General features: G+C 65.1%; 17 protein-coding genes and 2 pseudogenes. 13 read left to right on the top strand and 6 right to left on the bottom strand.

From position 1 onward, the window contains the following. Window positions 1-80: 80 nt before the first annotated feature. Window positions 81-1,364, bottom strand: a complete 1,284-nt coding sequence (locus tag FPJ27_RS17865; RefSeq protein WP_175960092.1) for a 4-aminobutyrate--2-oxoglutarate transaminase — start codon at window positions 1,362-1,364, stop codon at window positions 81-83. 126 nt (window positions 1,365-1,490) lie between these two features. Here FPJ27_RS17865 and FPJ27_RS17860 point away from each other — a divergent pair, with 126 nt between their 5' ends. Beyond that, window positions 1,491-2,999, top strand: coding sequence for a PLP-dependent aminotransferase family protein (locus FPJ27_RS17860; RefSeq protein WP_204421999.1), 1,509 nt, complete (start codon window positions 1,491-1,493; stop codon window positions 2,997-2,999). A 117-nt stretch (window positions 3,000-3,116) separates the two neighbouring features. On the opposite strand, the gene FPJ27_RS17855 is transcribed toward FPJ27_RS17860, so the two are convergent. Continuing rightward, the gene (locus FPJ27_RS17855) at window positions 3,117-3,953 is read right to left on the bottom strand and encodes a DMT family transporter (protein WP_072444542.1); all 837 of its coding nucleotides are present in this window, start codon (window positions 3,951-3,953) and stop codon (window positions 3,117-3,119) included. A 105-nt stretch (window positions 3,954-4,058) separates the two neighbouring features. On the opposite strand from FPJ27_RS17855, the gene selD reads away from it, so the two are divergent. The 3 genes from selD to FPJ27_RS17840 all read left to right on the top strand — a co-directional run bounded on the left by selD (window position 4,059) and on the right by FPJ27_RS17840 (window position 7,154). Next, entirely contained in the window at window positions 4,059-5,123 is a 1,065-nt protein-coding gene (gene selD / locus FPJ27_RS17850) for a selenide, water dikinase SelD (protein ID WP_083534240.1), read from the top strand. A 70-nt stretch (window positions 5,124-5,193) separates the two neighbouring features. Continuing rightward, a complete protein-coding gene (locus tag FPJ27_RS17845) occupies window positions 5,194-5,784 on the top strand; it encodes a LysE family transporter (RefSeq protein ID WP_204421998.1) in 591 nt (196 codons plus the stop codon). A 290-nt stretch (window positions 5,785-6,074) separates the two neighbouring features. Continuing rightward, on the top strand, window positions 6,075-7,154 hold the full coding sequence (locus FPJ27_RS17840) for a purine nucleoside permease (protein WP_204421997.1): 1,080 nt from the start codon (window positions 6,075-6,077) through the stop codon (window positions 7,152-7,154). Between the two features lie 215 nt (window positions 7,155-7,369). Here FPJ27_RS17840 and FPJ27_RS17835 read toward each other — a convergent pair whose 3' ends face one another. Then, on the bottom strand, window positions 7,370-7,663 hold the full coding sequence (locus FPJ27_RS17835; protein ID WP_072444545.1) for a DUF4148 domain-containing protein: 294 nt from the start codon (window positions 7,661-7,663) through the stop codon (window positions 7,370-7,372). 394 nt (window positions 7,664-8,057) lie between these two features. Continuing rightward, entirely contained in the window at window positions 8,058-9,062 is a 1,005-nt protein-coding gene (gene ceoR, locus FPJ27_RS17830) for a putative multidrug efflux transcriptional regulator CeoR (RefSeq protein ID WP_072444546.1), read from the bottom strand. A 174-nt stretch (window positions 9,063-9,236) separates the two neighbouring features. Here ceoR and FPJ27_RS17825 point away from each other — a divergent pair, with 174 nt between their 5' ends. From FPJ27_RS17825 to opcM, 4 genes are read left to right on the top strand one after another with little or no spacing between them, the layout of a single operon-like run. Further along, the gene (locus FPJ27_RS17825; protein ID WP_027781544.1) at window positions 9,237-10,097 is read left to right on the top strand and encodes an alpha/beta hydrolase; all 861 of its coding nucleotides are present in this window, start codon (window positions 9,237-9,239) and stop codon (window positions 10,095-10,097) included. A gap of 32 nt (window positions 10,098-10,129) precedes the next feature. Next, window positions 10,130-11,347 (top strand): multidrug efflux RND transporter periplasmic adaptor subunit CeoA, encoded by a 1,218-nt coding sequence (gene ceoA / locus FPJ27_RS17820; RefSeq protein WP_204421996.1) that lies wholly within the window; start codon window positions 10,130-10,132, stop codon window positions 11,345-11,347. 45 nt (window positions 11,348-11,392) lie between these two features. Next, on the top strand, window positions 11,393-14,593 hold the full coding sequence (ceoB, locus tag FPJ27_RS17815; RefSeq protein ID WP_204421995.1) for a multidrug efflux RND transporter permease subunit CeoB: 3,201 nt from the start codon (window positions 11,393-11,395) through the stop codon (window positions 14,591-14,593). Window positions 14,594-14,603: 10 nt separating this feature from the next. After that, on the top strand, window positions 14,604-16,139 hold the full coding sequence (gene opcM / locus FPJ27_RS17810) for a multidrug efflux transporter outer membrane subunit OpcM (protein WP_204421994.1): 1,536 nt from the start codon (window positions 14,604-14,606) through the stop codon (window positions 16,137-16,139). 441 nt (window positions 16,140-16,580) lie between these two features. Here the strand turns inward: opcM and FPJ27_RS17805 are convergent, their stop codons facing one another. Beyond that, window positions 16,581-17,636, bottom strand: a complete 1,056-nt coding sequence (locus tag FPJ27_RS17805) for a WYL domain-containing protein (RefSeq protein ID WP_204421993.1) — start codon at window positions 17,634-17,636, stop codon at window positions 16,581-16,583. Window positions 17,637-17,842: 206 nt separating this feature from the next. On the opposite strand from FPJ27_RS17805, the gene FPJ27_RS17800 reads away from it, so the two are divergent. The 3 genes from FPJ27_RS17800 to FPJ27_RS17790 all read left to right on the top strand — a co-directional run bounded on the left by FPJ27_RS17800 (window position 17,843) and on the right by FPJ27_RS17790 (window position 22,852). Further along, window positions 17,843-19,258, top strand: coding sequence for a hypothetical protein (locus FPJ27_RS17800; RefSeq protein WP_204421992.1), 1,416 nt, complete (start codon window positions 17,843-17,845; stop codon window positions 19,256-19,258). Between the two features lie 9 nt (window positions 19,259-19,267). Beyond that, window positions 19,268-22,531: a hypothetical protein gene (locus FPJ27_RS17795; RefSeq protein ID WP_204421991.1), complete on the top strand. Its 3,264-nt coding sequence runs from the start codon at window positions 19,268-19,270 to the stop codon at window positions 22,529-22,531. Between the two features lie 177 nt (window positions 22,532-22,708). Beyond that, window positions 22,709-22,852: a hypothetical protein gene (locus FPJ27_RS17790; RefSeq protein WP_175925440.1), complete on the top strand. Its 144-nt coding sequence runs from the start codon at window positions 22,709-22,711 to the stop codon at window positions 22,850-22,852. A gap of 269 nt (window positions 22,853-23,121) precedes the next feature. On the opposite strand, the pseudogene FPJ27_RS17785 reads toward FPJ27_RS17790, so the two are convergent. Continuing rightward, a pseudogene (locus FPJ27_RS17785) lies at window positions 23,122-23,746 on the bottom strand (tyrosine-type recombinase/integrase). A 558-nt stretch (window positions 23,747-24,304) separates the two neighbouring features. On the opposite strand from FPJ27_RS17785, the gene FPJ27_RS17780 reads away from it, so the two are divergent. After that, window positions 24,305-25,393, top strand: a complete 1,089-nt coding sequence (locus tag FPJ27_RS17780; RefSeq protein WP_275557388.1) for a type II asparaginase — start codon at window positions 24,305-24,307, stop codon at window positions 25,391-25,393. A gap of 130 nt (window positions 25,394-25,523) precedes the next feature. After that, window positions 25,524-25,685, top strand: a pseudogene (locus FPJ27_RS36580) (gamma-glutamylcyclotransferase); the annotation flags it as partial. Window positions 25,686-25,736 lie beyond the last annotated feature (51 nt).

The following is a 25,736-nucleotide window of genomic DNA, read 5'->3' as shown; positions in this document are numbered from 1 at the left end:
TGTAGCCTGCGTTGAAGATGAAGGACGAAACGGCCGCCGCCGTCCTGACGACGGCGGCGGCACATTCAGTTGACGGGAACTCAGGCCGGCACGCCGACCGTTTCCTTCAGCACTTCCTCGAGGATCACGAGCGCTTCGTCGAACACGGCCTGCGGGATCGTCAGCGGGAACAGGAAGCGCACGACGTTCGAGTACACGCCGCACACGAGCAGCAGCAGGCCGCGCTCGAGCGCACGCGCCTGCACGCGCTTCGTGAATTCCGCGTCCGGCTCGCCCGAGCCCGGCTTCAGGAACTCGACCGCGACCATCGCGCCCGGGCCGCGCACGTCGGCGATCTGCGGCACGTCGGCCTGCAGCGCGTTCAGCTTCGCCTTCAGCACGTCGCCGAGTTGCGTGGCGCGTTCGCACAGCTTCTCTTCGTCGATGATCTCGAGCACCGCGTGCGCCGACGCGACCGCCAGCGGGTTGCCCGCGTACGTGCCGCCGAGGCCGCCGGGCGCTGCCGCGTCCATCACGTCCGCACGGCCGACGACGCCCGACAGCGGCATGCCGCCCGCGAGGCTCTTCGCCATCGTGATCAGGTCGGCCAGCACGTCGTAGTGCTGCATCGCGAACAGCTTGCCGGTACGCGCGAAGCCGGTCTGGACTTCGTCGGCGATCAGCAGGATGCCGTGTTCGTTACAGATCTTGCGCAGCGCGCGCACGAATTCGGCCGGCGCCGGGTTGAAGCCGCCTTCGCCCTGGACCGGTTCGAAGATGATCGCGGCGACGCGCTTCGGATCGATGTCGGCCTTGAACAGCATCTCGATCGCCTTGATCGAGTCGGCCGTCGTCACGCCGTGCAGCGCGGTCGGGTACGGTGCGTGGAACACGTCGCCCGGGAACGGGCCGAAGTTCAGCTTGTACGGGGCGACCTTGCCGGTCAGCGCCATGCCCATCATCGTGCGGCCGTGGAAGCCGCCCGAGAACGCGATGACGCCCGGACGGCCGGTCGCTGCGCGCGCGATCTTGATCGCGTTCTCGACGGCTTCGGCGCCGGTCGTGAAGAACGCGGTCTTCTTCGGGAAGTCGCCAGGCGCGCGTGCGTTGATCTTCTCGGCCAGCTCGACGTACGACGCGTACGGGACGATCTGATAAGCGGTGTGCGTGAAGTTGTTCAGCTGATCCGAGATCGCCTTGACGATCTTCGGGTGGCGGTGGCCCGTGTTCAGCACCGCGATGCCGGCGGCGAAATCGATGAAGCGGCGGCCTTCGACATCCCACAGTTCCGCGTTCTCGGCGCGGGCTGCGTAGAAATCGCACATCACGCCGACGCCGCGCGGGGTAGCGGCGTTCTTGCGGGCCTGCAGGTCGGCATTCTTCACGGTCATCTCCTTGATGTTCTTTCCGGTGAGTAGAAAATCGGGCGCGTTGACAGCCCATGGAGGCGACTATAATCACATTTGGCTCTGGCAATCAGAGCCATTTCAATAAATATTCAGGAGCCAATCATGCGCGCGAGCGTGTTGTCGGACTGGCTGGCGCAGCGCCTCGTGCGCGGCGGCGAACAGCCGATCTACCGGCAGCTTCACCGGTTGCTGCAACAGGCGATCCTGTCGCGCGAACTGCCGGCCGGCACGCGCGTGCCGTCGTCGCGGCTCTTGGCCGCCGAGCTCGGGATCGCGCGCAACACGGTCACGCAGGTTTACGAACAGCTTGCGCTCGAAGGTTATGTGAACTCGGCGACGGGCCGCGGCACGTTCGTCGCCGACAGCGCGCCGGACGAGATCGTCGGTGTGCCGCCCGACGCCGCGGCCGGCCCGGCCGTCGTGGTGCCGTCCGCGCGGCGGCTGTCCGCACGCGGCACGCGGCTGGTCGAAGGGGCCGGCGTGTCGAAGCGCCAGGGCGGCGCGTTCATGCCGGGCGTGCCCGATGTGTCGCGATTTCCGGCGCGCGTGTGGACGCGGCTGCACAACAAGTACTGGCGGCGCCTGCGCCCCGACCTGCTGACCTATGCGCCGGGCGGCGGGCTCGCGCTGCTGCGCGAGGCGCTGGCCGACTACCTGCGCACGTCGCGCTCGGTGCGCTGCACGCCCGAGCAGATCGTGATCACGACCGGCATCCACCAGTCGATCGACCTCGCGGTGCGGCTGCTGACCGACCCGGGCGACGCGATCTGGACCGAGGATCCGTGCTACTGGGGCGTGCGCAGCGTGCTGAACGTGTCGGGGCTGACCACTCGGCCGATCCCGGTCGACGACGAAGGCATCGCGCCGTCGGCCGCCGATCTCGCGGAACCGCCGAAGCTGATGCTCGTCACGCCGTCGCACCAGTATCCGCTCGGGATGGTGATGAGCCTCGCGCGGCGGCGGATGCTGCTCGAATACGCGCGCCAGCACGGCTGCTGGATCATCGAGGACGACTACGACAGCGAATTCCGCTACGGCAGCCGGCCGCTCGCGTCGCTGCAGGGTCTCGATACGGCCGGGCAGGTGATCTACGTCGGCAGTTTCGGCAAGACGCTGTTCCCCGGGCTGCGGGTCGGCTACCTGGTCGCGCCGGAGCCGCTCGCGGAAAGCTTCGCGACCGCGAGCGCGGAGCTGTATCGCGAAGGGCAGTTGCTGCAGCAGGCCGTGCTCGCCGAATTCATCGCGGAAGGGCACTTCGTGTCGCATATCCGCAAGATGCGCACGCTGTACGGGCAACGCCGCGAGGTGCTGCTCGATGCGGTCGCGCGCCGCTACGGCGACACGCTGCAGGCGCTCGGCAGCGACGCGGGGCTGCATCTCGTCACGCAATTGCCGGAAGGCGTCGACGATCGCGCGGTCGCGCAGGCCGCGCTCGAACGCAATATCGTCGTGCGGCCGCTGTCCGGCTATTACGCGGAACGCGGGCGCGCGGCGTCGGGGCTGCTGCTCGGCTATGCATGCGTGCCGGAGGACGAGATCGCGCCGGCATTCGCGACGCTCGCCGAGGCGATCGACGAGCGGGCGTTCGGCGGGGCGGCGGTGGCTGCTTGATGGTCGACGGTGTCGCTGCGTCGCGGAGCAGTGCGAGTCGATCGCCACCGTCTCCCCGCGGCGCGGATGGAGCGTACGGGCGGGCGGTGGTGCGACGAAGGTCGTCGGCCCGCGCGCCTACAACCGGATCAGCACCGCACCCGCCACGACCAGCGCGCATGCGGCGAGCCGCTGCGCGCCGGGCCGTTCGCGCATCACGAACCAGCCGATCGCGACCGCGAAGATCGAACTCGTTTCGCGCAGCGCCGACACGGTCGCGACCGGCAGGTGCCGGTACGCGAGGATCACGATCGCATACGCCGCGAGCGAGATCGTGCCGGCGATCGCGCCCTGCTTGAGCGCGGTGCGCGAGCCGAGCACCGCGCGCGGACCGCCGCGCACCGCGCAGACGAGCACGAGCTGCGGCACGCTCCACAGCAGGTACACCCACGCGATGTAGCCGAGCGCGCTGCCGGATACGCGCGAGCCGATCCCGTCGCAGATCGAATACGCGGCGATGAACACGCCCGTGAGCAGCGCATACGGCACGCCTTCCCCGGAGAACCTGAAGCCGCGGCGCAGCGCGAGCGACATGATGCCGAACGACACGAGCGCGATGCCGGCGAAGCCGAACGGCGTCGGCCGCTCGTGCAGCACCGCGAACGCGAGCACCGATACGAGCAGCGGCGACATCCCGCGCGCAATCGGATAGATCTGCCCGAACTCGCCGCTGCGATATGCGCGCGCGAGCGTGAAGCAGTACGCGACCTCGAGCGCGGCCGATGCGACGACATACGGCCAGGCGGCCGGCGCCGGCGCGGGCAGCAGCGCGGCGCCGGCGATGCCGAACGCGAGATACGGCAGCGACATCGTGCCGAGCTGGACGAGCCGGTCCTCGCTGACGTGCAGGAACGCATTCCAGATGGCGTGCAGCAGCGCCGAGCACAGCACGAGGCCGATGAACAGGTGATCCATGAATGAAGGGGCGGACGAAGGCGGGCGCCGACAATTATGTGGGTATCGGGCGCGCTCGCGCGGAATTGTCGATAATGGAGCGTTGTTATTCACCGGATGCCGACGATGACCGAAGCCACCCAAGCCCAGCCTGCCGTTCCGCGCCTCACGAGCCTGTCGCACGGAGGCGGCTGCGGCTGCAAGATCGCACCGGGCGTGCTGTCCGAACTGCTGAAGCGCGCGACGCCGCCCGCGCTGTTCCCGGACCTGCTGGTCGGCACCGAGACGTCCGACGATGCGGCCGTGTACCGCCTGAACGACGAGCAGGCGATCGTCGCGACCACCGACTTCTTCATGCCGATCGTCGACGATCCGTTCGACTTCGGCCGTATCGCGGCGACCAACGCGCTGTCCGACGTCTACGCGATGGGCGGCAAGCCGATCCTCGCGCTCGCGCTGGTCGGGATGCCGATCAACGTGTTGCCGCACGAGACGATCGCAGCCGTGCTGCGCGGCGGCGAATCGGTGTGTGCGGACGCCGGCATTCCGGTCGCGGGCGGCCATTCGATCGATTCGGTCGAGCCGATCTACGGGCTCGCGGCGATCGGCGTCGTGCATCCGTCGCGCGTGAAGCGCAACGCGGCCGCGCGCGCGGGCGACGTGCTCGTGCTCGGCAAGCCGCTCGGCGTCGGCGTGCTGTCTGCCGCGCTGAAGAAGAACCAGCTCGACGCCGCGGGCTACGCGCAGATGGTCGCGACGACCACCAAGCTGAACCGGCCGGGTGCCGAGCTTGCCGCGCTGCCGGGCGTGCACGCGCTGACCGACGTCACGGGCTTCGGGTTGCTCGGCCATACGCTCGAACTGGCGCGCGGCGCGCATCTCACCGCGCGTGTGCACTACGCATCGCTGCCGTGGCTCACGGGTGTCGAGGCGTTCGTCGCCGACGGCGTGTTCACCGGCGCATCGGGCCGCAACTGGGCCGCGTACGGCACCGACGTGCGGCTCGCCGACGGCCTGCCGCCCGTCGCGCAGGCGCTGCTGACCGATCCGCAGACGTCGGGCGGCCTGCTCGTCGCGTGTGCGCCGGAGGCCGTCGACGAAGTCCTCGCGTGCTTCCGCGCCGACGGCTTCGACCGCGCGGCCGTGATCGGCGAGATGGTGGACGGGGCGGCGCGGGTCGAGGTAGCTTGATCACCGTTCTTCCTGCGGATATTTTGCTGCCGCTGGAATCGATGCCTTTCGTTGACGGCGTCGAGGATCGGTGAGCGATTTCCTGTTCGGGCTGACGATCGCGCTGTCGGTCGGGCCTGTCGCGCTGATGATTGCGAACTACGGGATGCGCGCCGGCACCGCGAGCGGCGTGCGCGCGGCAGTCGGTGTCGCGACGGCCGACGGCTGCTATGCGATCGTCGCGTTCACGATTGGCGCGATGCTCGCGGGCACGCTCGCGTCGCACCTGTTGCTGTTCCGTGTGGTCGGTGCGCTCGTGTTGCTCGCGATGGGCACATGGATGCTGTGGCAGGCGCTGCGAGACCGGCGCCGCACGCTCGACGGCGATGTCCTGACGCCGGGCAATCGCCCGTTCACGTCGATGTTCTTCGTCACGCTCGCGAATCCGCTGACCATCCTGCTGTTCTATGGCTATGCGACGGCTGCCGCCGGTGCGCATCGGCACTGGCTTTTCGGCGCCGCATGCGTGTTTGCCGGCAGCCTCGCGGGGCAACTCGTGTTCGCATTCGGCGGCAGTGCGATCGGGCGCTTCGTGAAGTCGCCGGGGTGGCTCGCGGCGAGCCATGTGGTTGCCGCGCTGGTCGTGCTCGGTTATGGCGTCGCGGGGCTCGTGCGCGTGTAGCGGTTCGGGAGCCGGCCGAAGGCGACGTCGACTTCGACGGATGTGATGCTCGGCGATATGCCGGCGGGCATGCGTTCCTGCCAACCGGATAGCATTCCTGATGGTTGTCGTGCACGGCGACGGTGCGAAACCAACGGCGCACGTCGCCATTGCGCAACACGCACACCGTCGCACGAAACACGGCTGGCCGTTTCGTAGCCGGGTTCCGCATCGCGCGGGCCCGTTCTATACTCCTTCGCGCAGTCTCCGAGAGCCGTTCTCACCCAACATCATCGAAACAAGGGACGCCGATGCTGACTCGCTCCATTCTTTCCGCCGCCGCATTCTCGCTCGCGGCCTGTGCGACTGCGCCGTCGATTGCACAGGACAACCAGGGCAACAACGCGGGCAACACTGCATTTGCCGAGACCGGTGCACAGGGCCGCCCGGTCAAGGTCATGATCATCACGATGTTCGGTCCGGAGGGCCAGGCCTGGCTCGACCGGATCGGCCCGTGGCGCGACATCGCCGTGCCGGGCTTGTCGCCCGACTATCCGGCCGTTCACTGCAACAAGCAGGACGTATGCGTGGTGACGACCGGCATGGGCTATGCGAACGCGTCGGCGACGATCATGGCGCTCACGTTCTCGCAGCGCTTCGATCTGCGCCGCACGTATTTCCTGATCTCCGGCATCGCGGGCGTCGATCCCGCGCAAGGCACGGTCGGGTCCGCCGCGTGGTCGAAGTACCTCGTCGATTTCAGCCTGCAATGGGAGCTTGATGCGCGGGAGATTCCGTCCGGCTGGAACACGGGCTTTCTCGGCATCAACACGAAGAGCCCGAACGACAAGCCTCCGCTCGACTACCGCACCGAAGTGTTCCAGCTCAATCCGCAACTGACCGACGCCGCGTACGCGCTGTCGCGCAACGTCGTGCTCGCCGATAGCGCGCAGGCGCAGGCCGCGCGCGCGAAGTTCACGTATGCGCCGGCGAACCGGCCGCCGACGGTGATCCAGTGCGACACGTCATCGGGCAACACGTGGTTCTCGGGCACGCTGATCGGCGAGCGCGCGCGCCAGTGGACGAAGATCCTGACGGACGGCAAGGGCACTTACTGCATGACCGCGCAGGAAGACAACGCGACGTACGAAGCGCTCAAGCGCGCGGCGAGCGTGAAGCGGGTCGACCTGTCGCGCGTCGCGGTGCTGCGCACGGGGTCCGATTTCGACCGGCCGTATGCGGGGCAGGCGAGCGCCGACAACCTGCTGAACTACGCGGACCAGGGCGGCTTCGCGCCGGCGACCGAAAACCTGTACCGCGCGGGCAATCCGCTCGTGCAGGACATCGTGACGCACTGGGGCGAATGGCGCGACGGCGTGCCGCGCCGCTGATGGCCGGAGGCCGGACGATGACTCAGCCGGCGGTCAATGCGAGTGCGGGGCCGAACGGAACGGCGTCCAGACCGGCGTGGTGTCGTCCCAGTGATCGAGCGGCGAAGGAAGTTGGTCGTTCATCATGTGCTCCTGCAACTAACTGACTCAGCGAGTCGTCGATGGGTGTTTCGCGACGCCGCGCACGGGGTGACCCGCTGCGCGGCGTTGCGCGTTTACCGGCCTCCGCCGGCGAGCTGGTTGCTTTCCGGCATCGAGCGATACGGGCCTTGCGCGAGTTCGAGCCCTTGCGGATACGAAGTTGCCTTGCGCAGGTATGCGAGCGTGCCGTCGCGGCGAGCCTGCTCGACTTCCGCACTCACTTCGGCGCGCGTGCGCGGGCCGTTGTGCTGCGAGTACCACGACGTGTTGCCGTAGTCGCCGGCGTGCGGCGTGCCCGAATCGGCGAAGGCCGGGGCGGACACGGCGAGTGCGAGGGCCAGGGCGGAGAGAAGGTGGCGGCGGTTCATGACATAACTCCAATCTGTCGGAGTTGGCGCTTCAGCGCTCGCTCCGGTCCCATCAAGCGGGATCTGTTCGATGCGCAACGAGGTGCGCGACAGGGTTTACTCTAGGTATCTGTTCGGTCGCGATAAATGCGGCAGACGCGAATTGATTTGTCGTTGCAAAGGAACAATCGTCATCCGCACGGCCGGCAGGGTTATGCGGAAATCGCCGGCAGCCCCATGCAGCGGGGCTCACACGGATGCGACGACGACGCGCGACGACGCACGCGGACGATTGCCGCGCTCGGCACAAAGGATTGCTGCGGATTCAGGAAAGATGGCGGGCGCCGCGCGGGAACGCGGCGTGAAGGCGGGACGACGCGCGGGCCTCGCAGCCCGCGCGCGTTGGTTCAGACGATTACGCGACCCACTCGTTGATGACCGGCGTGTCGAGCGCCGGCGCGCGCTCGGCTTCCTCGAACGTGCGCTTGCTGCACGTCGCGTCGAGGCTGCCCTTGCCGCTCAGCAGCGGGCAGCGGTCGAACACTTCGGCGATCCAGTCGACGAACACGCGCACCTTCGGCGACAGATGGCGGCTGTGCGGATACACGACAGAGATCGGCATCGGCAGCGGCTTGATGCCGGGCAGCACTTCCTTGAGCCGGCCTTCGCGCAGGTGCGGCAGCACCATGAAGAGCGGCGGCTGGATCAGCCCGAAGCCTTCGATCCCGCAGGTCACGTACGCATCCGCGTCGTTCACCGACACGATGCTTTCCATCTTGATCTCGGTTTCCTTGCCGTCGATCAGGAACGACCAGTCGATCGTGCGGCCCGTGCGGCTCGAGAAATAGTTGACGGCCTTGTGCTGGCTCAGGTCCTCGATCGTCTTCGGCTCGCCGAAGTGCTCGAGATAGGCGGGCGCGGCGACCGTCACGCCTTCGAACAGGCCGACCCGGCGCGCGACGAGCGACGAGTCCTGCAGCGCGCCGACGCGGATCACGCAGTCGACGCCTTCCTGCAGCAGGTCGACCGGACGGTCGGACAGGCCGAGCTGCAGGTCGATGTCCGGATAGCGCGTGTGGAATTCGCACAGCGACGGAATCACGAGCAGCCGCCCGATCGAACCCGGCATGTCGATACGCAACTTTCCGTGCGGCTTCCGGTTGTTGGCCTGGAAGCTCGCTTCGGTTTCCTCGACGTCCGCGAGGATCCGCACGCACCTTTCGTAGTACGCGGCGCCGTCCGGCGTCAGCGACAGCCGGCGCGTGGTCCGGTGCATCAGCCGCACGCCGAGGAACGCTTCGAGATTCTGGATGATCGTCGTGACGGACGCCCGCGGCAAGCCGAGCGTTTCTGCCGCCTTGGTGAAGCTGCTTGTATCGACGACGCGAGTAAACACCTGCATGGCCTGAAGCCGGTCCATCACAACCTCCGCAATCTAATTTGCCGCCGGAACAAGAAGGCTGCGCTACCTCGTGGGTGAACGCAGCCTCGGATTGTTCGGGGTCGTTGAATTGTGTTGCCGGATTATAGGCATTTATCCCAATGTCTGCCGGACCCAGAATTCGTTCCATCTCGAAATGGACGCTGCATCGTCATGGACGCTTCTGAATTCAGCAAATTCCTGAAAGCCGCGCTGCCCGCTCAAGCCTTGGCGGGCGCGGCGCTGACGGTCGCCGAAGTGGAAATTCCCGGCTACGCGCAGGACATCGTGCTGCGCCTCTACCGCCGCCCGGACAAGACCGGGCTGCCAGTAGTGCTTTATTTCCACGGCGGCGGTTTCGTCCGCGGTTCGCTCGAAGACGCCGATTTCGCCGCGCGTTTTTTAGCAGAACGCTTACCAGCTCTCGTAGTGTCGGTCGATTATTCGCTCGCGCCGGCCTTTCCTTTTCCGGCCGCGCCGGAGGATGCGTATCGCGCGGCCGTGTGGGCCGCCACGCGTGCCCGCGCGTTCGGCGGCAATCCGAAGAAGATCGGTGTCGCGGGCCACGACGCGGGCGGGCAGCTCGCGAACTGTCTGGCATTCATCGCACGCGACCGCGGCGAAGTGTCGATCGCCGCGCAGGCGCTGTTCGGGCCGATGCTCGACCCGAGCATGACGCGCATCGGCGACGCCGAGCGTCTCGCGTCGGACATCACCGCACGCGAATGCGCGGCCTGTTATCGCGCGTATCTGCCGCAGGCCGCGCAGCGCATGCACCCGTACGCGGCGCCGATCGAATCGGTGCGCCTCGCGGGGTTGCCGCCGACGCTCGTCGTCACCGCGCAGAACGACGTGCTGCACGTCGAAGCGGAGAAATATGCGGGCTGCCTGATTTCGTCGGGCGTGCTCACGCAGGTGATCCGCTATCCGGACATCACGCACGCCGCGCTCGCGACGCACGAAGCCGCATTCGAGGAAGCCGTGCGCTTCTTCCAGTGCCGCTTCCAGGCGCGCCAGCCGAACCGTTCCGAATAACCAGAACCAATCCACGTTTATTGGAGATCCACATGGCCATCCTACGCACCTCCCGTTCCCGAATCGCGACAGCGGCGATCGTGACGCTCGCCGTCGTCGGCCTCGGAACGTTCGGCGCAATGCGCGTGAACGCGAACGCGCCCGAAAAAGCAGCCACGCCGCTGCCCGAAGTCGACGTCGCGACCGTCGTGCCGCAGACCGTGACCGACTGGCAAGGTTATTCGGGCCGCCTCGAAGCGATCGAGAAGGTCGACGTACGCCCGCAGGTGTCGGGCACGATCGTCGCGGTGAATTTCAAGGACGGCGCGCTCGTGAAGAAGGGCGACGTGCTGTTCGTGATCGACCCGCGCCCGTACCAGGCCGAAGTCGACCGCGCGGCCGCGCAGCTCGCGGCTGCCCAGGCCCGCAACGGCTATGCGCAGACCGACTGGCAGCGCGCGCAGCGGCTGATCGGCGACAACGCGATCGCGAAGCGCGATTACGACGAGAAGCAGAACGCGGCCCGCGAGGCGACGGCGAACGTGAAGGCGGCCGATGCCGCGCTGGAAACGGCGCGCATCAACCTCGGCTACACGCGGATCACCGCGCCGGTGTCGGGCCGCGTGTCGCGCGCGGAGATCACGGTCGGCAACGTCGTGTCGGCCGGTGCGTCGGCCGCGCCGCTGACGACGCTCGTGTCGGTGTCGCCGATCTATGCGTCGTTCGATGCGGACGAACAGACCTACCTGCAATACATCAACGGCGCGCGCGACGGCCGCAAGGTGCCGGTCGAGCTCGGCCTCGCGAACGAAACCGGCTACTCGCGCAGCGGCGTGATCGATTCGGTCGACAACCGGCTCGACACGTCGTCGGGCACGATCCGCGTGCGCGCGCGCTTCGACAATGCCGACGGCGCGCTCGTCCCGGGCCTCTACGCGCGCGTGAAGGTGGGCGGCAGCGCGCCGCACCAGGCGCTTCTGGTCGACGACGCGGCGATCAACACCGACCAGGACAAGAAGTTCGTGTTCGTCGTCGACCAGCAGGGCCGCGTGTCGTACCGCGAAGTGCAGCAGGGGATGCAGCACGGCAACCGGCGCGTAATCGTGAGCGGGCTTTCCGCGGGCGACCGCGTGATCGTGAACGGCACGCAGCGCGTGCGGCCCGGCGAGCAGGTGAAGCCGCACATGGTCCCGATGACGGGCGGCGATGCGCCGTCCGCGCCGCTCGCGAGCACCGCGAAGCCGGCCGCACCGGCGAAGGCGGATTCGTAAGCGGCACGCCGCTTCGCATCCGCGTTCAACCAGACAGAGCCAGAAATGAACATATCCAAATTCTTTATCGACCGGCCGATCTTTGCAGGAGTCCTATCGGTGATCATCCTGCTCGGCGGGGTGATCGCGATGTTCCTGCTGCCGATTTCGGAATATCCGGAAGTCGTGCCGCCTTCGGTGATCGTGAAGGCGCAGTACCCGGGCGCGAACCCGAAAGTGATCGCCGAGACGGTCGCGTCGCCGCTCGAAGAGCAGATCAACGGCGTCGAGGACATGCTCTACATGCAGTCGCAGGCGAACAGCGACGGCAACATGACGATCACCGTCACGTTCAAGCTCGGCACCGATCCGGACAAGGCCACGCAGCTCGTGCAGAACCGCGTGAACCAGGCGCTGCCGCGCCTGCCGGAAGACGTGCAGCGGCTCGGCATCACCACGGTGAAGAGCTCGCCGACGCTGACGATGGTCGTGCACCTGATCTCGCCGGACAACCGCTACGACATGACCTACCTGCGCAACTACGCGCTGATCAACGTGAAGGATCGCCTGTCGCGGATCCAGGGCGTCGGCCAGGTGCAGCTGTGGGGTTCGGGCGACTACGCGATGCGCGTATGGCTCGATCCGCAGAAGGTCGCGCAGCGCGGGCTGTCCGCCGAGGACGTCGTGCAGGCGATCCGCGAGCAGAACGTGCAGGTCGCGGCCGGCGTGATCGGCGCGTCGCCGTCGCTGCCCGGTACGCCGCTGCAGCTGTCGGTGAACGCGCGCGGCCGTCTGCAGACGGAAGACGAGTTCGGCGACATCGTCGTGAAGACGACGCCGGACGGCGGCGTCACGCGCCTGCGCGACATCGCGCGAATCGAACTCGATGCGTCCGAATACGGGCTGCGCTCGCTGCTCGACAACAAGCCGGCCGTCGCGATGGCGATCAACCAGTCACCGGGCGCGAACTCGCTGCAGATCTCGGACGAAGTGCGCAAGACGATGGCCGAGCTGAAGCAGGACATGCCGGCGGGCGTCGACTACAAGATCGTCTATGACCCGACGCAGTTCGTGCGTTCGTCGATCAAGGCCGTCGTGCACACGCTGCTCGAAGCGATCGCGCTGGTCGTGATCGTCGTGATCGTGTTCCTGCAGACCTGGCGCGCGTCGCTGATTCCGCTGATCGCTGTGCCGGTGTCGATCATCGGCACGTTCTCGCTGCTGCTCGCGTTCGGGTATTCGATCAACGCGTTGTCATTGTTCGGGATGGTGCTCGCGATCGGGATCGTGGTCGACGATGCGATCGTCGTCGTCGAGAACGTCGAGCGCAACATCGAAAGCGGAATGAACGCGCGGCAGGCGACCTACAAGGCGATGCAGGAAGTGAGCGGGCCGATCATCGCGATCGCGCTGACGCTCGTCGCCGTGTTCGTGCCGCTCGCGTTCATGTCGGGCCTGACCGGCCAGTTCTACAAGCAGTTCGCGATGACGATCGCGATCTCGACGGTGATCTCGGCGTTCAACTCGCTGACGCTGTCGCCGGCGCTGTCCGCGATCCTGCTGAAGGGCCATGGCGACAAGGAAGACTGGCTCACGCGCGTGATGAATCGCGTGCTCGGCGGCTTCTTCCGCGGCTTCAACAAGGTGTTCCATCGCGGCGCGGAGAACTACGGCCGCGGCGTGCGCGGCGTGCTGTCGCGCAAGACGCTGATGCTGGGCGTGTACCTCGTGCTGGTGGGCGCGACCGTGCTGGTGTCGAAGGTCGTGCCGGGCGGCTTCGTGCCCGCGCAGGACAAGGAATACCTGATCGCGTTCGCGCAACTGCCGAACGGTGCATCGCTCGACCGCACCGAGAAGGTGATCCGCGACATGGGCTCGATCGCGCTGAAGCAGCCGGGCGTCGAGAGCGCGGTGGCGTTCCCGGGGCTGTCGGTGAACGGCTTCACGAACAGCTCGAGCGCGGGCATCGTGTTCGTCACGCTGAAGCCGTTCTCCGAACGGCACGGCAAGGCGCTGTCGGCCGGCGCGATCGCCGGCGCGCTGAACCAGCAGTACGGCGCGATCAAGGACTCGTTCGTCGCGGTGTTCCCGCCGCCGCCGGTGCTCGGCCTCGGCACGCTCGGCGGGTTCAAGATGCAGATCGAGGATCGCGGCGCGGTGGGCTACGCGAAGCTGTCGGACGCGACCAACGACTTCATCAAGCGCGCGCAGCAGGCGCCGGAGCTCGGGCCCCTGTTTACGAGCTACCAGATCAACGTGCCGCAGCTCAACGTCGATCTCGACCGCGTGAAGGCGAAGCAGCTCGGCGTGCCGGTCACCGACGTGTTCAACACGATGCAGGTGTATCTCGGCTCGCTGTACGTGAACGACTTCAACCGCTTCGGGCGCGTGTACCAGGTGCGCGTGCAGGCCGATGCGCCGTTCCGCCAGCGCGCGGACGACATCCTGCAGTTGAAGACGCGTAACGACAAGGGCGAGATGGTGCCGCTGTCGTCGCTCGTCACGGTGACGCCGACGTTCGGCCCTGAAATGGTGGTGCGCTACAACGGCTACACCGCGGCCGACATCAACGGCGGCCCGGCACCGGGCTTCTCGTCGGGGCAGGCGCAGGCCGCGATCGAGCGCATCGCGCACGAGACGCTGCCGCGTGGCGTGCGGTTCGAGTGGACCGACCTCACGTACCAGCAGATTCTTGCCGGCGATTCAGCGATGTATGTGTTCCCGATCAGCGTGCTGCTCGTGTTCCTGGTGCTCGCCGCGTTGTATGAAAGCCTGACGCTGCCGCTCGCGGTGATCCTGATCGTGCCGATGAGCATTCTGTCGGCGCTGACGGGCGTGTGGCTCACGCAGGGCGACAACAACATCTTCACGCAGATCGGCTTGATGGTGCTGGTGGGGCTGTCGGCGAAGAACGCGATCCTGATCGTCGAATTCGCGCGCGAACTCGAACACGACGGCAGGACGCCGCTCGAGGCCGCGATCGAGGCGAGCCGGCTGCGGCTGCGCCCGATCCTGATGACGTCGATCGCGTTCATCATGGGCGTCGTGCCGCTCGTCACGTCGACCGGTGCGGGTTCGGAAATGCGCCATGCAATGGGTGTCGCGGTGTTCTTCGGGATGCTCGGCGTGACGCTGTTCGGGCTGATGCTGACGCCGGTGTTCTACGTCGTGCTGCGTACGCTCGCGGGCGGCAAGATCCACGTCGCGGGCAAGGACTCGGCCGGTTACGGCGTGACGGCTCCGGGCGTGCCGGCTTCGGATGCTTGAGGATAGAAAGATGAACAACATGCACAACACGAATGGCCTGATGCGCTTCGCGAAGGTGGCGGCCGCGAGCACCCTGCTCGCGACGCTGCTCGCCGCGTGCGCGGTGGGCCCCGACTACAAGCGCCCGGATGCGCCGACGCCCGCCGCGTTCAAGGAAGCGCCGACGCTCGCGGCGAGCGAACAGGCCGGCACGTGGAAGACGGCCGAGCCGTCGGACGGCGAACATCGCGGCGAATGGTGGAAGGTGTTCGGCGACCCGGTGCTCGATTCGCTCGAGACGCAGGCGCTCGCCGCGAACCAGAACCTGAAGGCCGCGGCCGCGCGTGTCGAGGAAGCGCGCGCGGCGACGCGTTCGGCACGCTCGCAATGGTTCCCGCAGGTCGGCGCCGGCTTCGGGCCGACGCGCGAAGGGCTGTCGTCGGCGTCGCAGCTCCAGCCGCAAGGCACGGGCCCGACCAACGCGACGCTGTGGCGCGCGCAGGGCACGGTGTCCTACGAGGCCGACCTGTTCGGCCGGGTCGGCCGCAACGTCGAGGCGTCGCGCGCCGACCAGGCGCAGAGCGAAGCGCTGTTCCGTTCGGTGCAGCTCGCGCTGCAGGCGGACGTCGCGCAGAACTACTTCGAACTGCGCCAGCTCGACTCGGACCAGGACCTGTACCGCCGCACGGTGGAGCTGCGCGATCAGGCGCTGAAGCTCGTGCAGCGCCGCTTCAACGAAGGCGACATCAGCGAGCTCGACGTGTCGCGCGCGAAGAACGAGCTGGCCAGCGCGCAGGCCGATGCGGTCGGCGTCGCGCGCCGGCGCGCGGCTTCCGAGCATGCGCTCGCGATCCTGCTCGGCAAGGCGCCCGCGGATTTCGCGTTCAAGGAAACGCCGATCGTGCCGGTCGGCGTGAAGATTCCGGCGGGCCTGCCGTCCGCGCTGCTCGAACGCCGTCCGGACGTGTCGGCGGCCGAGCGCGCGATGGCGGCCGCGAACGCGCGGATCGGCCTCGCGAAGTCGGCGTACTTCCCGAAGCTCGACATCACGGGCGCGTTCGGCTATGAAGCGTCGACGCTCGGCAACCTGTTCCTGTGGTCGAGCCGCACGTTCCTGCTCGGGCCGTTCGCCGGCACCGCGCTGACGCTGCCGCTGTTCGACGGCGGGCGCCGCGCGGCCGGCGTGCAGCAGGCGCGCGCGCAATACGACGAGCAGGTCGCGAACTACCGGCAGCAGGTGCTCGTCGCGTTCCGCGAGGTCGAGGACAATCTCGCCGATCTGCGCCTGCTCGACGACCAGATCCGCGCGCAGGATGCGGCCGTCAATGCGTCGCGCCGCGCGGCGACGCTATCGCGCACGCAGTATCAGGAAGGCCAGGTCGCGTATCTCGACGTGATCGACAGCGAGCGCTCGGTGCTGCAGTCGCAGTTGCAGTCGAACCAGTTGACCGGCGCGCAGGCCGTGTCGACCGTGAACCTGATCCGTGCGTTGGGTGGCGGGTGGGGTAATGCGCCGACGGCGGTCGGCGATGCGGCGTCGGGTAAGGAGAACGTGGCCGCGCGTTGAGACGCCGACACGCATAGCGAGTCGAGGCGGCAGCCGGAACGGTTGCCGGCCGGGAACCGCCCCGATCCGCGCTAGCGTGGGTCGGGGCTTTTTGTTGTTGGTGGATTTCGGGTGGGGTGGGGGGCGATCTACCGTGGTCGGTGGGTAGCATCGGCTTCGATGGTTGTTGTCGACCCACTGCCGCCGGTCGAGTCGTCCGGGCTCAACGGCGGGTATCAGAGTGGTCCGGTCATCCATACCGACTTCTCAGGGACAACGGTCCGGCCATAGCAGCCATTCCCATTGACTCCGCCGATGGCCGCAATGGACCGCAAAGTGGATGTCGACCTCGCCATCGTCCACAACGGGAATCGCCTGATCACGAGGATCTGTCTGCCGACCTGCCTCTACCTCGCCATGCCGAACGCATCGCCCAACTGAAGCACCGCGCGCCCGGCGGCCTTATTCGGCCGCCTGCGCCGGCATCATGGCCGCGCCTTCGTATCGCCGCGCCGCTGCGCTCAACTCTGCGGCGATCCCCGCGCGCAAATGTTCGGGCGCCAGCAGTTCCACCGTCGCGGCATGTCCGAGCAGCAAGTTGCGCAGGGCCAGCGAAGGCGTCAGCGTCGCGCTCAGCACGAAGCCGCCGGGCTCTTCTGTAATGCACTGATCGTCAGCCAGCCGGGCCGCGCGAAACGGGCTGCGCACGCCGTTCGGCTCAGTCACGCGCAGGACCACCGGCTCGGGCGGCTCCGGAAACCATTCGAAGATTTTTTCGCCGCGAATGAAAGCGGCCAGATCGAAGCCGGCGTCACGCTGCATGATGAAGCCGCGCGACTGCACCGTGGAGATGCGGTCCATGCGCAGCAGGAACGGGGCGCCCTGCGCGCCGCTCGAACGGCGTAGGCTCACCACCAGATACCAGAACGGCGCTTTTTCCACGATCGCGTAGGGCAGCACCAGGTAGTCGCGCAGCCCGCCCTCCGGCACGTCGGCGGCGCGATAGGCGATGGCCAGAGATTCGTCGCGATACAACGCCGCGCACACCGCATCGAACACCGCGTCGTCGACCTCGGGCGCCAGCATCGGATAGCCGGGCTCGACCCGCGCGGTCTTGCCGATCCAGGCCTGCGCGCTGCGAATGCGCGAATCCGACGGCGACATGCCCAATACGCGATTGGCACCCTCAAGATATTCCTGAAAATCGCCGATAACGCCGGGGGGAACATGGTGTCTTGCCAATTGGCGCAATTTCAGCAGGGCCAGTGAAAGATCGACCGGCGGGCGGATGGAATCACGCGGACCGCGCGCCAACAGCGTCCATTGGGTATTGCGGCCCTCGCCATTGCGTTGAATCAAACGAGCGTCCTGCAATTTCACGAACAGGCGTCGCACGGTTTTTTCACCCAATTGCGGCAAACGCGCCAGCACCGCGCCTTTGAGTTCGCCCGAGGGCCAGGCGCGTTGCGATTGCGACGCCATGACGTCGAGTACGATTTTTTCTTCGAGTGTGAGCATGAGTGGAGCGGATGTCTTGGTTCGAACACGCGTGAATCCCGAGCATGCTGCCATATTGGGCCGCGACCCGGACATGCCATGTCCAGATCCAAATTCATAATGACCCGGCTCGAACGCGAGACACTCGCCGGCGCGAAACCGCCGCCCTCCTTCGATTATCGCAGCGCCTAATATCGGCCCAGCCACGACTTCAGTCAGGATCGGTGATGAATAACGAATACCAGAAAACCCTAGTCAAGTCGGTCAGCGTCTGTCCGATCTGGCCGGCCGAGGCCACCCGGAAAATCGGCCAGATGATCAGCGAGATCAATCAGGCCAACACCATCATGGGCAATATTTCGGCCACCGCGCAAAACGCTGCGATCAAAGGGGGTTTCGCGGCCGAAACCTTTCACGCCGAATCCTTCAATCTCGATGCGATCCTGAAGGACAAGGACGTGCGCGCCTTCACCGACGGCTTCAAGCAAACCCCGCTGACGCGAAATGACCCGACCCACGACATCGTGGTGATGAGGGACGGCGAGCAGGTGCTGGGCGCGCAACTGAAGTATTTCAAGGACGCCGACGCCACCCAAAAAGCCTTCCGTTCGACCCGCGACGGCGTTCACCATTACGAGCGGGCCGACCGTTTCATCGGCCCGTCCGATCAGATTGAGGGCATCCAGGCGTCCGCGCACAAGACCGTGCTGAAGAATCAGCAGACCCGCCCCGAGGTGGCGCGCGCGGCCGAGAATGTACGCGACAACACAGCCGGCCAGATCGAGCTGGATGGCGTGCAATCCGCCCCGCTCAGCAAGACTGAGGCCGAGCAGCTCGGCGCCGGCACGCAGCAAGGCAAGGATATGCACCAGCGCATGCAGGACGGCTATCTGAACAGAGCCACGGTCCAACAGAGCCTGCGCGCGGCCGGTTCGGCGGCCGTCATCACGGCGGTGACGGCCGGCTGCATCAACACCTTCCAGAGCATCAAGCTGTTGCGCGACGGCGAACTGAGCACCGAGCAAGCGGCGCTGCGCATCCTGCGCGACACCGCGATCGCGGCCGGCGACAGCGCCCTGAAGGCCGGCGCGGCCACCGCCAGCGTCAGCCTCGCGGCGCGCTCGCTGCCGTCGCTGTTCTCGGGTTCGGCGTTCCAGACCAGCCTGGCCAGCGGCGCGATTGCCGGCGCGACGGTCTGCGCCGTGGATCTTGTGCAATGTCTGGTGCTGTTCGCGGCTGGCAAGATGACGCGCGACGAGCTGGAAACGCGCACCGGCAAGAACATCTTCCAGACCGGCGCCGCCGTGGTGGGCGCCTCGGTGGGCGGCTCGATCGGCGCGCTGGGCGGCCCGGTGGGCATACTGATCGGCAACCTGGTGGGCGGCATGATCACCTCGCTGGCGATGAATATCGCGCTCGACAATCACATCGAGAAGTCGTTCCAGCTGACCCTGGCGGCCACCGAACAGGTGGTAGCGAACGGTTTGGACGCGCATGGCGCCTTGCAGTACCTGCAACAATCGCAGACGTATTTCGCGGGATTTCATCAGGGGCTCATGTTGTCCGAGCGCCATTTCGATCAGCAAATCAAGACCATGCAGGCGCAGGGCACGCGCCTGAAAAATAAAATCAACAATCTCTGAGATATCACGATGAATCAAGCCAGCCTGAGCGAACCCGCGGAAATTTTCGGGGCACCGCTCGACAGTTCGGAACTCGCGGCGATCACCGCGCTCGTCGAAAAGCACCGAGCCAATGCCACCGTCACGCAGCAATTGGCGATGGACGCATCGAGGCTCGTCACGGCCAGCCAGGAGCGCTTGGCGCGCCAGGCGGAAGCCGGTTTCTTCAAGCGCTTGACCCATGCGGTTAGCGGCAAGACCAGCGAAAACCAGGCGCTGAACCAGGCGGACATGCTGCAAATGCAGCGCTTTGCGTGGCATTACCTGCAGCAATTGCAGCAGCAGAACCTGATCACGGCGCAAAGCATCGCGGTCATCCGCAACAACCTCGGGACGATGAACGAAGTGATCATCGAAACCCGGGATTTTCTCGAACAGGCGGTTGACCGGATCGATCAGCGCCTGCGCCATGTCGAGAACAACACGAATTTCAGCAGTTGGGCGCTAAATATCGAGGCCAACAAGCGGCGCTTCGCGCCGATCCCCAAGAACCTGCTGGTTCTGCGACTTGCCTACGATTTCCTTCGCCAGCATCCGGGCGCGATGCTGACCGGCCGCGAAGTCGGCAATTACCTCATCACCACGCTGGAAAAGCTCGGCGTGAATTGCGACGAAACCGTGCGCCTGCTCGATTTCATCAATGATTTGATCGATCAGATCGGCGTGGTGGGCCTCGATCAATACCGCGCCACCGTCGCGCTGTCGACCGATGCGCACGACATCGACTCGGCCTATATCCAGAAGTCGATTTCCGGCGTCGGCTTCAATGCGCTGTATTTCCTGGCCGATCACTACGAGAGGGTCGCCGACCTGATCGGCGACCCTGAACTGTGCGCCAGCGACGCGGCGCGCGAGAAAATTATCGCCAAATTCTTCGGCCAGGAGCTGAACGGCCTAGCCGCGACCTACAGCATTCGCGATCTGACCTGCGAAATCATCGGCGGAGGCCAGTTGGCGATCGCTGTGTATCGCGATCAGCACGGACTCGACGTGCCGCCCGGGGAGCCCGCTCTGGACGCGGAAGCCGCGCCGGAGCAGATCGCGCTGGTGTCGTCGCTGCCGGACATCACCGCGCACAGCTTCCTCGACGCCTGCGGCAGCCAACAAGCCAAGCGCGATTACCTGTTGCTGCTGGCCTTGTGCGTGGACAATGCCGCGGCGCTCAACGGCCCGGCGCGCGAATTCATCGCGCTGCTGGCCGACCATGCTTGCGTGCCTGAGTTGCGCCAAGACGTGCTCGCGCTAGCCGACGATCCGCGCAAAGCACTGCGTTGTCAGCCGATCATGCAGGCCCTGCTCGACGACGAGAACAAGAAAGCCACCTGGCTGCTTGACGCCTTCTTCCTGTTGACGCTCGCGCAAAAGCCGATCGAAAGCCCGGCGATTAAAATCGTGCTAGGCATGCTCAAACCGGCGAACCTGAAGGACAGCCTGCCGAACCTGCTGGCGATGGTGAACGGCGAGGACCACGCCGCTGTGCTGGATGCGGCCGGCAAGCTGAGCGCGGACACGCAGGGCTGGAAGAACCTGGTGCGCTACCGCGCGCTGCGTTTCGAGGCCTCCTATTCGGACGTGCTCAAGCTATTGAGTGTGGCCGGCTGGGCCAATCTGCGGCTCACGGCGGAATTCAGCAGCGTGCCCATGAAAGCCATGGAATATTCGTTCTACATGGCTTCGTCCGACGGCGGTTTCCTAAGCGGTCTGGCGGACAAGGCTGGCTCCGCCGCCTACGGCCTCGGGCGACGTTCGGTGCTGTCGAGCCTGAACGAATTCCGAAAGAGGGCGCGCGATTTTCTGTCGGAGCACCAATCGGCGCTGTACGCAGCGAACAGCCGGATTGCGCGCTGGAACCTGCCCAAATTCGAATTCTCGGACGACATTGCCTATTCCGATTACGTACTGGACGACTCCACTGACAACGAAGACTGGGGCGACCAGTTCCAGCGCTACTACAACCAGATCGATCACACGCTCAATGCATTTTCCAGCGTGTGCACCGAAGCCGCCGAGCAGCTCGAGTTTTTCGTCAAGGGCGATTTCGATTCCTCGGTCATGGCGATCAAGGAACGCAAACGCGCGGAATGGCAGCAGAAGCAGGCATTGGAACAGTTGGAGAAGCAGTCGGTGGCCATCGTGAAGGATGGCGAGCCTTGCCTGCTCGGCCTCGAATGGCAGCAAGTTGCGCAGCCGCCGTGCGAAGCGGAGAAGATTACTCACATCCGCACCGACGGCAAGATCTGGCTGGTGGTGGCCAGCATCGATTCCAAGGACCGCTTCTATCGCAGCGAAGACGGTTTGCAGTGGCAGGAGGTGCGGCTTGACGCGCCCGAATACGATGTCAGCGTGGGCAAGCTCGAAATCGTCAACGGCGTGTGGATCGTGTGGCACCGCGTGTGGCGCAGTTCGCGCCCCGCGGGCTTTTATTACTCGCGCGACACCTTGAACTGGCAACGCAGTGCCGGCCCGGCGCCCGCGAACAACAGCAATCTATCGCTCAATGACGGGCACTTGTCCTATCAGGACATCGTGTATTTCAACGGCATGTGGCTGTGGACCGCGACGAAATACCGGCGTTACAGCTATGTCGAGAAAGGCTTCTTTTCCGACACCACCAAGTCGGGCTCGTATGCACAAACCCTCGTGTTCCGCGGGGCCGATCTCGCCGGCCCTTGGGAGCCTTGGGATCAGACGCCGCGCACCGACGAGGGCGTGGTGATCGAGAGGATCTGCGCCCTGCCCGGCCGCAATGGCTTGCTGGCGTTCTGCAAATACGACTGGTCGTACATGCGCGACAAGAAGAAGCCAGAGCAGCCGCCGTTCGTCATGTATTACGGCGCGGCAAAAGCGTGGCAAAAATGCGACTGGGACAGCAACTCGCGCTACACCGCGTCCAGCACGACATCGGTTCACCTCGGCTCGCGCGGCGGGCTGATGTGCGTAGCGTCGGAACTGTTCACCTCCGACAAGGGCTATGCGTGGACGCATCGCGACACGCCGATCCACATCGGCCAATGCTTCGCGCTGCGAGACCTGAGCTTGATTACCTCGAGCAGCGGCGCAACGATGCTGGTGAGCCAGGACGACGGTCTCAGCTTCAAGGAACTACGCATGGAGGACGGCCACTGGAACCATCTGACCGCCAACGACATGAACCTGCTGGCCGTCTACTACGAGAATCGGCACGAGGAAACCGTGCTGCGCATCGGACGCTATCGCTACCTGCCGCAGTCCTGATCCGCGCTGAACCCTCCTGAACCACGCGGCCGCCACGAGCGGCCCCGTTTCATTTCATCGCCGTGATTTCAGCGGATTCGCAGCGCTTCCGGACACGGCGCGTCCAGTTGCGCACCTAGCATGAAGTCAGTCACGCACTCAGGCGTTGACGCCATTCCCTCACCGGAGTCGAACACCATGCCTTACAACAACTCAGCACTCGAAACGCTCGCCGCCTTTGCCATCACGTTCGCGGCAGGCCTGCTCTCTAGCATCGCGTTCGGGAAATACGTCGACAAGGTGCGCCGCGATGCGATCGATTCGGTGTCGCGCCCGGCCTGAACGCAGCACGCTCAACGCGATGCAGATGCCATGCGCTGAATCGATCTAGGCTTCCCTCGGGCTCACTCCCGCCGACGTCCGCTTTGCAGTCGATTGCAGCCAACGGCAGAATCGATGGTGAACGTCGGCTAAGGCCGATAAAGGAGCATTCGTCTTTGACAAACGGATGGCCGGTTACGGGGCGGAGCCGACGCCTGGCCGTCCTACCGACGACTCATGTGAATGGCCGTTTGTGGCCGGCAAGCGACCGCTCGCCGACCGCGATACCATCAAACCTCCGTCTGCTCTGCCATCTCAAGGGCATCGTCGACTTCGATGCCGCGATAGCGAACTGTGCTTTCTAGCTTCGTGTGTCCGAGCAGCAACTGCACCGCTCGAAGATTCTTCGTTCGCCGGTAGATCAGTGAAGCCTTGGTGCGGCGCATCGTGTGGGATCCGTACCCGGCATCGTCAAGGCCGATCGACGCAACCCAGCGATGTACCAGTCGGGCATATTGCCGCGTCGATAGATGCGGTGACGTATGCAACCGGCTCGGGAACAGAAAATATGCGGCCCTCAGTCCTCGCGCTTCGATCCAAGCCTCGAGGCTCTCACGGGTCTGTTCCGCGATCTCGAATTGCATCGGTCGCTGGGTCTTCTGCTGCATGATCGTCGCCCTAGACGCCACGTGGCTTCCGTAGCGGACGTCCTGGACCTGCAACCGCGTAAGATCGCACGCCCGGAGCTTGCTATCAATTGCGATTGAACATCGCGAACTCACGAAGGTTCGACGCCATCTGAAGTCTCGTCCGTATCGCCCAGATTTCTCGGAGCTTTAACGGCGGTTTCTGCCCGGTGAGCTTGCCCTTGTTCCATGGCACACGGTGGCCAACGACAACATCCCCGGATTCCATGACAATCTCCTTTCAAGCCAAGGGAGATTGAGTGTGCGCTTCTTCCGGCGGACGCTATCCGGCCCATTGCTGACCGTCGCGCTGGCTCTGGCTGAAAGGCGGGTATGCCTGCTGTCAATTTCAGAGTTTCCGTCCTTTCGACCCGTCGCCGCCTCTCGGCCGGATGTTGTCGTTGGGGCATCCGCGCGCAACCGGTTATTGGCAGTCTCGTATGATCAATTTGGGATCGTCTCATTCAGATGCGAGACCGATTCGTCTCTAGCCCAATCCGCGGCCAAGAGCGAGCGCCCGTTACGCAAGGCATGTGCAGCAGTTGGACGGAGCGCTGAGGAGTGCGCGCACCTTCATCGACCATACATCACACAATCAATTTTTCTAATGATGTCGCGCCACTAATTTGACTCCGCGAATGTGTCACTACACTCGTCCGCGTCGGACATGCGTGACGCGTTGGTCACTCCTGCGTTCGATCGCCGACTTTCGTTGAAATCTGATTCCCTGCATTGCGCCTTTTAGACGGGTTATCCAGCTTTCCACTCTTCCAATCTGGAGACGTTCGTGAGACACGACCACGCTCATCTGAGCAATTACATGCGCCGACTGATTGCCAGCATTGCACTTTGCCTGCTGTCAGTGACGCCTGCCATGGCGCAACCCAAAACATCCGGAGCGCTTCCAAACGTAGCGGTGCTGGCAACTGGTGGCACAATCGCAGGTACTGCCGGGAGTGAGACGCAAACAACAGGCTACAAACCGGGCGTACTCACTGCGGACGCACTTCTCAAATCGGTACCGTCACTGGGCAAGATTGCACAGGTGTCTGGTGAACAGATTTCGAATGTCGGAAGCGAGAACATCACTAACGACATTCTCCTGAGGCTCGCCAAGCGCGTGAATCAGCTTCTCGCTCAACCGGATGTCTCGGGTGTCGTGATTACGCACGGCACCGATACCCTCGAGGAAACCGCGTATTTCCTCAACCTCGTTATCAAGAGCGACAAGCCGGTGGTGGTAACGGGATCGATGCGACCGTCGACGGCCATCGGTGCGGATGGCCCGAGCAACCTCCTGCAGGCAGTCACCGTTGCCGCTTCGCCGGAGGCGCGTGGACGTGGCGTGTTGATCGTGTTGAACGATCGGATCGGCTCTGCGCGCTTCACCACGAAGACCAATGGCACCACACTGGATACGTTCAAAGGAAATGACGCCGGCTATTTGGGCACGTTGGTCGACGAGGTTCCGCATTTCGAGACGTCAGCGTTGAAGCATCACACCACATCAACGCCGTTCGATGTGTCGACGCTTGCCTCGCTGCCGGAAGTCGATATCGTGTATGGCTACCAGAACGACAGCGGATTTATGTACGACGCCGCGGTAGCGCATGGCGCAAAGGGCATTGTCGTCGCTGGCGTCGGGGCAGGCAGCGAATCGCTCCTTACCCTTCCGTCAATCAAGAAGGCAATTGCGCACGGTGTAGTCGTGGTCCGCTCCTCCCGCACGGGTGGCGGGTTCGTACCGGAAGATCCGGCCTACTTGGGTCTTCTCGGCGACGACCTGAACCCCCAAAAGGCCCGCATTCTTCTGATGCTTGCGCTGACGGTAACCAAAGATCCGTCACGTATTCAGGAAATGTTTCACGAGTTTTGAGTCGTCATCTCCTGCTGAGTTCGCTGGAATACCGATCCAATCAGGCGCGACGATGCCGCTAAAGCATCGCCGCGCCGACTGCCGTTCCGCAATGAGCAGACATGTGTCAATACCCAGGAATTCCTGAATGATGCCCCATATCTTTGCTTACGGTACGTTGCGCGCCGGCGAAGTCAATGACGTTCGGCTTGCGGCCGAACACAATGAAGTGCTCTAACCTCGACTGATTGGCATGTCGACGTTGATCGGGAGACTGTACGACTTCGGCAACTATCCGGGCCTTGTGATCGACAAGTGGGGCGTTCGAGCAATCGTCAAGACTGGTGTACGCGGGTCGGGCGGC

It is taken from the genome of Burkholderia sp. MS455 (genome assembly GCF_016899445.1).
GTDB classification, from domain to species: Bacteria; Pseudomonadota; Gammaproteobacteria; order Burkholderiales; family Burkholderiaceae; genus Burkholderia; species Burkholderia pyrrocinia_C.
The sequence above is the reverse complement of the archived record's forward strand: the minus strand, read 5'-3'. Positions and strand labels throughout refer to the sequence as shown.

Bases quoted from the DNA above. Each gene is read 5' to 3' on its own strand.
- FPJ27_RS17860 (WP_204421999.1), top strand. From the start codon at position 1,491: ATGCGCGCGAGCGTGTTGTCGGACTGGCTGGCGCAGCGCCTCGTGCGC.
- FPJ27_RS17855 (WP_072444542.1), bottom strand. From the start codon at position 3,953: ATGGATCACCTGTTCATCGGCCTCGTGCTGTGCTCGGCGCTGCTGCAC.
- selD (WP_083534240.1), top strand. From the start codon at position 4,059: ATGACCGAAGCCACCCAAGCCCAGCCTGCCGTTCCGCGCCTCACGAGC.
- FPJ27_RS17840 (WP_204421997.1), top strand. From the start codon at position 6,075: ATGCTGACTCGCTCCATTCTTTCCGCCGCCGCATTCTCGCTCGCGGCC.
- FPJ27_RS17835 (WP_072444545.1), bottom strand. From the start codon at position 7,663: ATGAACCGCCGCCACCTTCTCTCCGCCCTGGCCCTCGCACTCGCCGTG.
- ceoR (WP_072444546.1), bottom strand. From the start codon at position 9,062: ATGGACCGGCTTCAGGCCATGCAGGTGTTTACTCGCGTCGTCGATACA.
- FPJ27_RS17825 (WP_027781544.1), top strand. From the start codon at position 9,237: ATGGACGCTTCTGAATTCAGCAAATTCCTGAAAGCCGCGCTGCCCGCT.
- ceoA (WP_204421996.1), top strand. From the start codon at position 10,130: ATGGCCATCCTACGCACCTCCCGTTCCCGAATCGCGACAGCGGCGATC.
- ceoB (WP_204421995.1), top strand. From the start codon at position 11,393: ATGAACATATCCAAATTCTTTATCGACCGGCCGATCTTTGCAGGAGTC.
- opcM (WP_204421994.1), top strand. From the start codon at position 14,604: ATGAACAACATGCACAACACGAATGGCCTGATGCGCTTCGCGAAGGTG.
- FPJ27_RS17805 (WP_204421993.1), bottom strand. From the start codon at position 17,636: ATGCTCACACTCGAAGAAAAAATCGTACTCGACGTCATGGCGTCGCAA.
- FPJ27_RS17800 (WP_204421992.1), top strand. From the start codon at position 17,843: ATGAATAACGAATACCAGAAAACCCTAGTCAAGTCGGTCAGCGTCTGT.
- FPJ27_RS17795 (WP_204421991.1), top strand. From the start codon at position 19,268: ATGAATCAAGCCAGCCTGAGCGAACCCGCGGAAATTTTCGGGGCACCG.
- FPJ27_RS17790 (WP_175925440.1), top strand. From the start codon at position 22,709: ATGCCTTACAACAACTCAGCACTCGAAACGCTCGCCGCCTTTGCCATC.